The 7,347-nt window shown below is 56.3% G+C and carries 8 protein-coding genes; 1 reads left to right on the top strand and 7 read right to left on the bottom strand.

The features are described 5' to 3' along the window. Window positions 1-280: 280 nt before the first annotated feature. The 4 genes from thpD to HUJ17_RS10885 all read right to left on the bottom strand — a co-directional run bounded on the left by thpD (window position 281) and on the right by HUJ17_RS10885 (window position 4,746). Window positions 281-1,213, bottom strand: coding sequence for an ectoine hydroxylase (thpD, locus tag HUJ17_RS10900; RefSeq protein ID WP_290510716.1), 933 nt, complete (start codon window positions 1,211-1,213; stop codon window positions 281-283). A gap of 374 nt (window positions 1,214-1,587) precedes the next feature. After that, complete coding sequence (locus tag HUJ17_RS10895) at window positions 1,588-2,256, bottom strand: DUF899 domain-containing protein (RefSeq protein ID WP_290510715.1); 669 nt, start codon at window positions 2,254-2,256, stop codon at window positions 1,588-1,590. Window positions 2,257-2,506: 250 nt separating this feature from the next. Beyond that, window positions 2,507-3,655, bottom strand: coding sequence for an alkane 1-monooxygenase (locus tag HUJ17_RS10890; RefSeq protein ID WP_290510714.1), 1,149 nt, complete (start codon window positions 3,653-3,655; stop codon window positions 2,507-2,509). 71 nt (window positions 3,656-3,726) lie between these two features. Continuing rightward, the gene (locus tag HUJ17_RS10885) at window positions 3,727-4,746 is read right to left on the bottom strand and encodes a putative solute-binding protein (RefSeq protein ID WP_290510713.1); all 1,020 of its coding nucleotides are present in this window, start codon (window positions 4,744-4,746) and stop codon (window positions 3,727-3,729) included. A 192-nt stretch (window positions 4,747-4,938) separates the two neighbouring features. Here HUJ17_RS10885 and HUJ17_RS10880 point away from each other — a divergent pair, with 192 nt between their 5' ends. Beyond that, the gene (locus tag HUJ17_RS10880; protein WP_290510712.1) at window positions 4,939-5,955 is read left to right on the top strand and encodes an AraC family transcriptional regulator; all 1,017 of its coding nucleotides are present in this window, start codon (window positions 4,939-4,941) and stop codon (window positions 5,953-5,955) included. A gap of 8 nt (window positions 5,956-5,963) precedes the next feature. Here the strand turns inward: HUJ17_RS10880 and HUJ17_RS10875 are convergent, their stop codons facing one another. The 3 genes from HUJ17_RS10875 to HUJ17_RS10865 all read right to left on the bottom strand — a co-directional run. Further along, window positions 5,964-6,584, bottom strand: coding sequence for a class I SAM-dependent methyltransferase (locus HUJ17_RS10875; RefSeq protein ID WP_290510711.1), 621 nt, complete (start codon window positions 6,582-6,584; stop codon window positions 5,964-5,966). A gap of 47 nt (window positions 6,585-6,631) precedes the next feature. Next, window positions 6,632-6,940: a putative quinol monooxygenase gene (locus HUJ17_RS10870; protein WP_290510710.1), complete on the bottom strand. Its 309-nt coding sequence runs from the start codon at window positions 6,938-6,940 to the stop codon at window positions 6,632-6,634. Window positions 6,941-6,969: 29 nt separating this feature from the next. After that, window positions 6,970-7,347 (bottom strand): hypothetical protein (locus HUJ17_RS10865; protein WP_290510709.1); only part of this gene is annotated, 378 nt, incomplete at its 5' end.

Genomic DNA, 7,347 nt, shown 5'->3' with positions numbered 1-7,347 from the left:
CTGGGCCTGGCACTGCAAGCCGCCCTCAGCACCCAATCCGCCACCCCCATGGGCAACCTGGCAAAAAGCCTCTACGCCGCCCATGGAAACCATGGCTATTCTGAAAAAGACTTTTCCAGTATCCAGCGGTTTTTTCGGCACAAGAATGAATCCAATTGATAATGGAGAATTGAAAATTGATAACGAAACACAAAAGCCGCGCAATGATATGTGCGCGGCTTTAATCGTTTCAGCGACTCAGGCCCTAAATCGCGCGTTATCAATTATCCATTATCAACTATCAATTATCGTCCGCTTGCCAAAGCCGATCAGGCTCATGCCCCAGAAATCGAGGACGCCGTTTCCTGGCTGCATAAGGTTTGTTGCAGGCGTTGTCGCGCCGGTTGAACACGAAGAACACATTGCTGCGCGGATCCGGTGACATATTGGCGTTGGAGCCGTGCAGGGTGTTGCAGTCAAACAGCAGCAGGCTGCCAGCCGGGCCGGTGGGGGCCTCGATGCCATAGCGATCTATCATTGTCGTCAGCGCGGCTTCTGAAGGTATACCGATCTGTTGGGTCTTCAGTGATTGCTTGTGGTGGTCGTCCGGTGTGGGGCCTACACAGGGAATAAAGTGTTTGTGGGACCCGGGGATCAGCATCAGCGGTCCGTTGAAGGGATGATTGTCCGTCAGAATGATGGAGGCGCTTACCGCATGCATCTCTGGCATTCCGTCTTCTGCATGCCAGGTTTCAAAATCTGAATGCCAGTTGAATCCATTTCCCTTGAAGCCAGGTTTGTAATTGATGCGGGACTGATGCACATAGTGGCCACCGCCGAGGATCTGCTCCACTCGTTGGGTCAGTCGCGGATCGCGGGCCAGGTGCTGGAATGCCCGGTGCAGAAAATGCACGGCAAACACGGAACGGATCTCCTGGCTGCCCGGCTCGGTGATAGTGAAAGGTTTGTCACGGTAGTCTTCGCGATTGAGCAGCTCGCTCATAGCTTTGGTCAGCGTGGCCACCTCGTCAGACGGCAGAAATCCGGGCTCGAAAAGAAAACCGTTTTTCTCAAATCGATCCAATTGCTGGTCGGTCAACGGGCCGGGCAGGTGGCGGCCTTTTACCGTGTGCTCCCGGCGCTCGCGCCAGGGTTGTTCCGGGTGCTGGTGAAGCCGGGTGGGGTAGGGATCGGCCTGTATCGGGGCCGGGCAAGTCAGATTCTGCGCTGACATCAAATCACCTCCGCGATCTAATCCACAGTTCAGAAACAGCCTTGCTAAAAGGCGTTCAGTGTCATCATCTCCTGTTGGCGACCTGGGCACTCGAACAGCCGCCATCGGGCCAGACGGCAAAAAAACTGGCGCAGTGCATCAAGTCGAGTCCGTTGCTCAAATAATCCGGCAAGAAGAAAGGCCGGGGTGCGTGAAGATAAGGGTTATAACGGGAGTTTCAACCCTTGTGTGGGAAGTTGTCGGGCAATAGCGTTGTCCGTATTGCACATGGTTAACTCACCCTGCCTGGCCCGGGAGATGCGTTTCGTCTCAACGTGGAGATAGCAGTTGGCGAACGCCATGCCTAAGTCCATATCCGCCAGCATGCTTATCAACTAGTAGTCATCGTGCATACGCCACCATTGGTAGGGCTCGCTTTGTGGCCAGCCACCGGGCGAATCTTCCCACTGTTCCTGGCGGCCGTACGGGGTGATATCCAGCAGCCGGAAATGGGTATCGAACAGTTCTCCGCCACGGTCGGTACTGAAGTAGGTGCGGTAGACCAGGTTGTCGTCGTCGCGAATAAACACGTTGATGGCAAACCCCTTGCCGGCGCCGAACGCATCCGCGAAACGACGCTGATGGTCGGTATACCAGGGCGCCTGCCAGTGCATACGCTTTTGCAGTGCCAGGATCTCGTGTTGCGGTGCCGGGGAGGTGAACACGAACGTCGTATCCCTGGCGTTGACGTGGGCAAGATTGTGGCCAATGTTGTCCATCACCATTGAGCAACCCTCACAGGGGGTGGCGCCGGGCTCGAGCATTGCGCAATAGACAATCAGCTGCCGGCGTCCCTCAAACAGATCCACCAGACCCACCTCACCATGCGGCCCGGTGAAGGTGTAGTTGTCTTCCACGGGCACCATGGGTAACCGGCGGCGTTCGGCAGCCAGTTCGTCCTGCATCCGGGTCAAGGCTTTCTCCCTGGCAAGCAGGGCCTGTCGAGACGCTTCCCACTCTTGAGGGGAGGCGATTGGCGGAAGCGCAGTTTTTTTCGAGGTCATGAGGGCGACTCCTTTCGTTCAGAGGTATCTATTTCATGATCGAACGGGCCTGGCCGATTTCGACAAGATCCTGACTCTGGCAGTGTAGGCATTTGGCGTGGCCGGTCAAAGGGCGCTACCGTGTTGAAAAAAGGCGTTAATGCTTTTCGAAGGGAGGGGAAAGCGGTGGCAATGTGTCGGTAAAACACCGGACTGTGATGCAGTACGAAAACACCGGTGAGCGGCGCAAGGCCACTCACCGATACCGCAATCAGGCAATATTGTTGATGCGCGGGCCTTCGCGGAACAGCTGATCCAGCTCGCCTTGGTAGTAGGCTTCCACCCGCGGGTTCATCACGGCTTTCCACAATGGCGGCACCATGGCCAGCAACATCATGGCGGAATAACCGGCTGGCAGTTGCGGGCTCTCGTCATAGTGGCGCAGCACCTGGTAACGACGCTTGGCATAGGCGTGGTGGTCGCTGTGGCGTTGCAGTTGGAACAGCACCAAATTGGTCACAAGGAAATTCGAGTTCCAGCTGTGTGCCGGGGTGACCCGTTCATAGCGACCGGTCTGCAGTTGGCGACGATGCAGGCCGTAGTGTTCGATGTAGTTGACGATCTCCAGCGCCAGCGCCGCAAAGAAACTCTGGCCGACAAAAAACAGCACTCCCTGCCAACCCCACAGGACACCGAAGGCTACCGCAAACAGGAAGGAGATGCCGTACCACCAGATCAGCTCGTTATGAATGCTGATGTTGTTCTTGCCCTTGCGTTCCAGGTACAGCTTTTCCAGTTTCCACGCATTCTTGAAATTGCGCACAAACGCCTTGGGCAGAAAATCATACAGAGACTGGTTATAGCGGCTGGAAGACGCATCATCCGGGGTGGACACATGCACATGGTGACCACGCACATGCTCAACCTTGAAGCCGCCGTAGGTCACCGACGACAAAAGCAGGCCGCCCATCCAGTTTTCCACCTTGGGGTCCTTGTGAATCAGCTCGTGACCCAGGTTGATAGCGATCATGCCGCCAAGCAGACCGATGGACATGATCCAGCCGAGCATGCCGGCCGAGGAATAGTCATTGCTGACGAACACATGGCCGGCATAGAACAGCAGGCCCAGCCAGGCCACGGCCAGCAGCAGGGGCAGGGCGCGGTAGCTCTTGTCCTGGGACAGTTCGGGGACCTGTTTTTCTTCATCCGGGTTCACCGGGTCCTTGCCGACCAGGTAATCCACCACCGGCACCAGAATGAAGAACACCGCCAGAATCATCCAGGCCCAGAGATTCTGGGTACCCTGCTCACGACCCACCAGCGCGGAAAACGGCACCATGGGAAGAAAGAGCATCCAGCAGGCCAGGTAGCCCCATTTTTTCAAACGCAACAAGGTATCAGGATTGATTTTTTCCAACATGATAATGCCTCGCATAATGCTGTGCAGATCACTGCAAGATGACGTTGAAAGAAAAGAAATAATCGATCAGATCATTCGACGGGATTGACGCATTCCGCTCGGGACGGATTGCCCTTGCAGCGCACCTTGCGCAGCAGGCTCATCATGTCCTTGTTGTAAACGCCCTGGTTGGCCAGATCGATACGGGCCTGGCGAAACATTTCGTCGTAACGAGTAGTTTCTGCATCAGAAATATTGATCCACCACTTTTCATTCACTTCGCCGTCGGCGTTGTTGATGATGCGCATGGCACGATCAAACTGGCCGGCCAGATACTTACGGGATTGATCGGCAAAATCTGCGGGGAAAAGATCCTTGCGAAGAATCAGCTGTGCACTCAATTGGCCGAGCACCAGATCAATGATGCCGCCGTCCGGCTGCATGCCCTTGTACAGTTCCAGGGCGGAATAACCGAAGATGGGAGCGAAGCAGGTATCCACGGAACCGTTGTTGAAACGAGTGGAGAAGTTGGTGATATCCGACATCACCGGTGACATGCCCACACGCTTGGCCATGTTCGCCTCGGCCACATCGTATTCCAGCACCGCAATGGATTTTCCCGCCAGTTCTTCCACCGTATCGATGCTGTTGTCCTTCACGAACAGATAAGCTGCGCCCATGGGCACCAGGCCGCCGAACTCATAGGGGCCGGACACCAGATGTGGGTTTACCTTGGGGTTACCGCTGGCCAGGATCGTCACCACCATGCGCATGGCATCGTAGTCGGGGATGGCGCCGATGGAATCCATGCTGCCTGTATAGCTGATGAACTGACGGCCACGGATGCCGGTAAGCAGGGCGCCATCGCATTGCTTCGCCTTCAAATCTTCGGCGGCAATTTTCTCGTCGGTATAGGGCTTCAATTCAATGTCCACGCCCCAGCCGAGCGCGGCGGTCTTGAAATCCTTCATGATGCCGTAGAAATCACCGTTGGCACCGACCAGATCGAAAACGCAGAGTGTGCGTTTGTTGCCAATGCTGGCGTGAGTGCTGTTGGCGAAAAGGGCCGTGGAAACCACGAGAAAAATAATAAATTGTTTTGCATATCGCATGATGTTCTCCCTGATGAAAGGCAGCCAATACGTAAGGTTTTATTGTGCTTTGTTACCTTCCTGTACCGTTGTCGTGCTCGGGGTTTGAGCAGTGGAGATCTATGCTAGATATGCGACCGGTGCTGGGGTAGGTTGTCTGTAGACAGATGGGGGTCATTTTTTGACAATGCGAATTTTCGGATCTTGCCAGCCATGAACCAGCCGATGGAATGGGCACTGTCCATCAACTATCTCCGCCAGGTGGCAGACCAGCTCACGGAGATGGGGATCGACGTTGCTCCCTGGTTGGCTTCTCATGAGCTGTCGCTGGCCGATCTTGAACAGGCCGATACCAGCGTTCCCTGGGAGGTGGTCCGAGCCCTGTTTCTGGAAGCGGAAGCGATCACCGGAGAATCCGCCCTGGGTCTGATGGTGGGCGAGCGGCTGCGCATCAATAATCATGGCATGGTCGGCTATGCAGCCATGAACAGTGGTTCTGTCCGCCAGGTGGTGGAATTACTGGAGCGGTTTATTCCCCTGCGTATCAACCTGGTCATGGTCAGCCATCAGATGGAGGGCAACTACCTGAATCTGCAGATACGGGAATTGCTGCCGCTGGGTGAGGTGGGGCCCTTCCTGCTGGGGGCCGTGGTGGTGGCGGTAAAGAACGTGCTCGACTTCATTACCCTGGGCAACTGTCAGGTGGCTGAGGCCAGCTTTACCTTTGCGGAAGCCTTCGACCGGGAACTGGTCCGCTCCCTGTTTCGCTGCCCTGTACGCTACAGCCAGGGCTGGACCGGCCTGTCCCTGCCGCTGGAAGTGGTGGATCAGCCCCTGAGAACCGCCGACCCGGCCGCCTTCGAACATGCGGAAAAACTCTGCGAACGGGAATTACAGAACCTGGTATCGGATGCGTCCGTATCGGCACGGGTGCGCCGACTGATGCTGGCCAAACAGGTGAACTTTCCCTCACTCACCGTCACCGCCCGCATCCTGCACATGACCCCGCGAACCCTGCACCGCCGGTTGCTGGATGAAGGCACCTCGTTCCAGGAAATCCTCGACGAAGTCCGCCACGCCCTGGCCATGGAATACCTGAAAAGCCAGCACATGACCATTCAGGAACTGGCCTACACCCTGGGCTACGGCGACACCGCCAACTTCCGCCGCGCCTTCAAACGCTGGACCGGCGTAGCGCCGTCGTTTTTCCGGGAGGGGAATGAAAACTGACGAAACAGTCAGGCGCGCTTTCTGGCCACAATAAAGACAGACAGGCTGTCCGGCTGCCATTCATGGTCGATATCAAAGCCAGCCCGAGCCAGCATGGCGAGCAATCCTTTCTTGCCAAAGCGACTCACATGGGGTGCAAAACCCAGTGCCTGCATCAGCGGAATCAGCAGGCGCCAGTGCAGCTTCATGTCATCGGCCAGCACCGTGTTGGAAACGAAAACACCGCCGGGTTTCAGCAGGGAACTCACTCGGGAAATAGCTGCTTCAGGATCTTCCACCAGGTGTAGAATATTCAGCCCCAGCACCGCATCAAAACTTTCCGGCGTCAGCGAAAGGCTATCCAGCGTACCCTGCTGAAAACGGATATTATCAATGCCTCCATCACGGGCTTTTGCCTCTGCGATCTCCAGCATCTTTGCCGACACATCCGTTGCAAGAATATCCCGGACGAAGGGCGCGTGAAGAATGGCGGTGCTGCCGGTGCCGCAACCGAATTCGAACACAGACCAGTCCGGCTGAAAGTAATCCCGGGTAATCGCCAGTTTCTTCTGATAGCTCGCTTCATCCTTGACCGGGCTTTTGGCATAACGGGCCGCCGCCTTGTCCCAGAACTGTTGTGCGCTTTTCATGTGTCAGCGTCCTTGCTGTAAATGCGGTGCTTTATGTCTTTCCCGGCTTATACAGGCCGAGAGCCATGAATATCGTAAGCGGTAAACGCCCGCTCCAGAAGCCCAAGCCGCTTAGCGGCTTCTCGCCACGGCACGATATGTGGCGCCACCAGATGGGTATCCAGAGAGCCATTGTCTGGCCAGAGTTCGGAAAAGCGAATCAGACCGGGATCAAACATATCTTCCGCCACATCGTAGGCGAGGCAGCCGTCAAGATTGCGCGTGGCATCGACAAAGGTCTTGAGATGGGGCCTGACGGCGTCCATGGATTCGGGAGGGAAGCGGAGGGTGCCGAAAACGGCGACGGTTTCTTTCATGGTTATCCTGAGGTCTGGCGGTGCATCTTTCAGGCGCTCGCATGTTCCGTGAGCATTTCCTGCAGGCGACTTTCCAGCCTGGCATGGAAGGCATCGACGGCTTCAGGATCATCGTCTGTGCCATTGTCAGGCGGTGACATCGGCGCATTCAGGTAGTGAACCAGTTTGGCCGGCTTGGGAATGAGGGTGCCGTACTTGCCAAAGATAACCGGGGCGGCCAGCCTGTAGCGGTTGTACACCCAGTCGGTCACCGGGTTCGGTACCACGTGATAAATGTCATCCGCTGCCGGGCAGGCGGAGAGAATAACCGGGGCGCCGGTACGCATGGCCAGTTTTGCAAACCCCTTTCTGTCACGGATGTCCAGCTGATATTTCTGGCTGCTGGGCCGCAGTGCTTCACGCATGCC

This window comes from Alcanivorax sp. (genome assembly GCF_014762765.1).
Classification (GTDB): Bacteria; Pseudomonadota; Gammaproteobacteria; order Pseudomonadales; family Alcanivoracaceae; genus Alcanivorax.
Note: the sequence above shows the minus strand (reverse complement) of the source record. Positions and strands in the feature narration are given on the sequence as shown.

What these genes read in the sequence shown, in the direction of transcription:
- thpD (WP_290510716.1), bottom strand. Translation starts at nt 1,213, where the DNA reads ATGTCAGCGCAGAATCTGACTTGCCCGGCCCCGATACAGGCCGATCCC.
- HUJ17_RS10880 (WP_290510712.1), top strand. Translation starts at nt 4,939, where the DNA reads ATGAACCAGCCGATGGAATGGGCACTGTCCATCAACTATCTCCGCCAG.
- HUJ17_RS10890 (WP_290510714.1), bottom strand. Translation starts at nt 3,655, where the DNA reads ATGTTGGAAAAAATCAATCCTGATACCTTGTTGCGTTTGAAAAAATGG.
- HUJ17_RS10895 (WP_290510715.1), bottom strand. Translation starts at nt 2,256, where the DNA reads ATGACCTCGAAAAAAACTGCGCTTCCGCCAATCGCCTCCCCTCAAGAG.
- HUJ17_RS10870 (WP_290510710.1), bottom strand. Translation starts at nt 6,940, where the DNA reads ATGAAAGAAACCGTCGCCGTTTTCGGCACCCTCCGCTTCCCTCCCGAA.
- HUJ17_RS10885 (WP_290510713.1), bottom strand. Translation starts at nt 4,746, where the DNA reads ATGCGATATGCAAAACAATTTATTATTTTTCTCGTGGTTTCCACGGCC.
- HUJ17_RS10875 (WP_290510711.1), bottom strand. Translation starts at nt 6,584, where the DNA reads ATGAAAAGCGCACAACAGTTCTGGGACAAGGCGGCGGCCCGTTATGCC.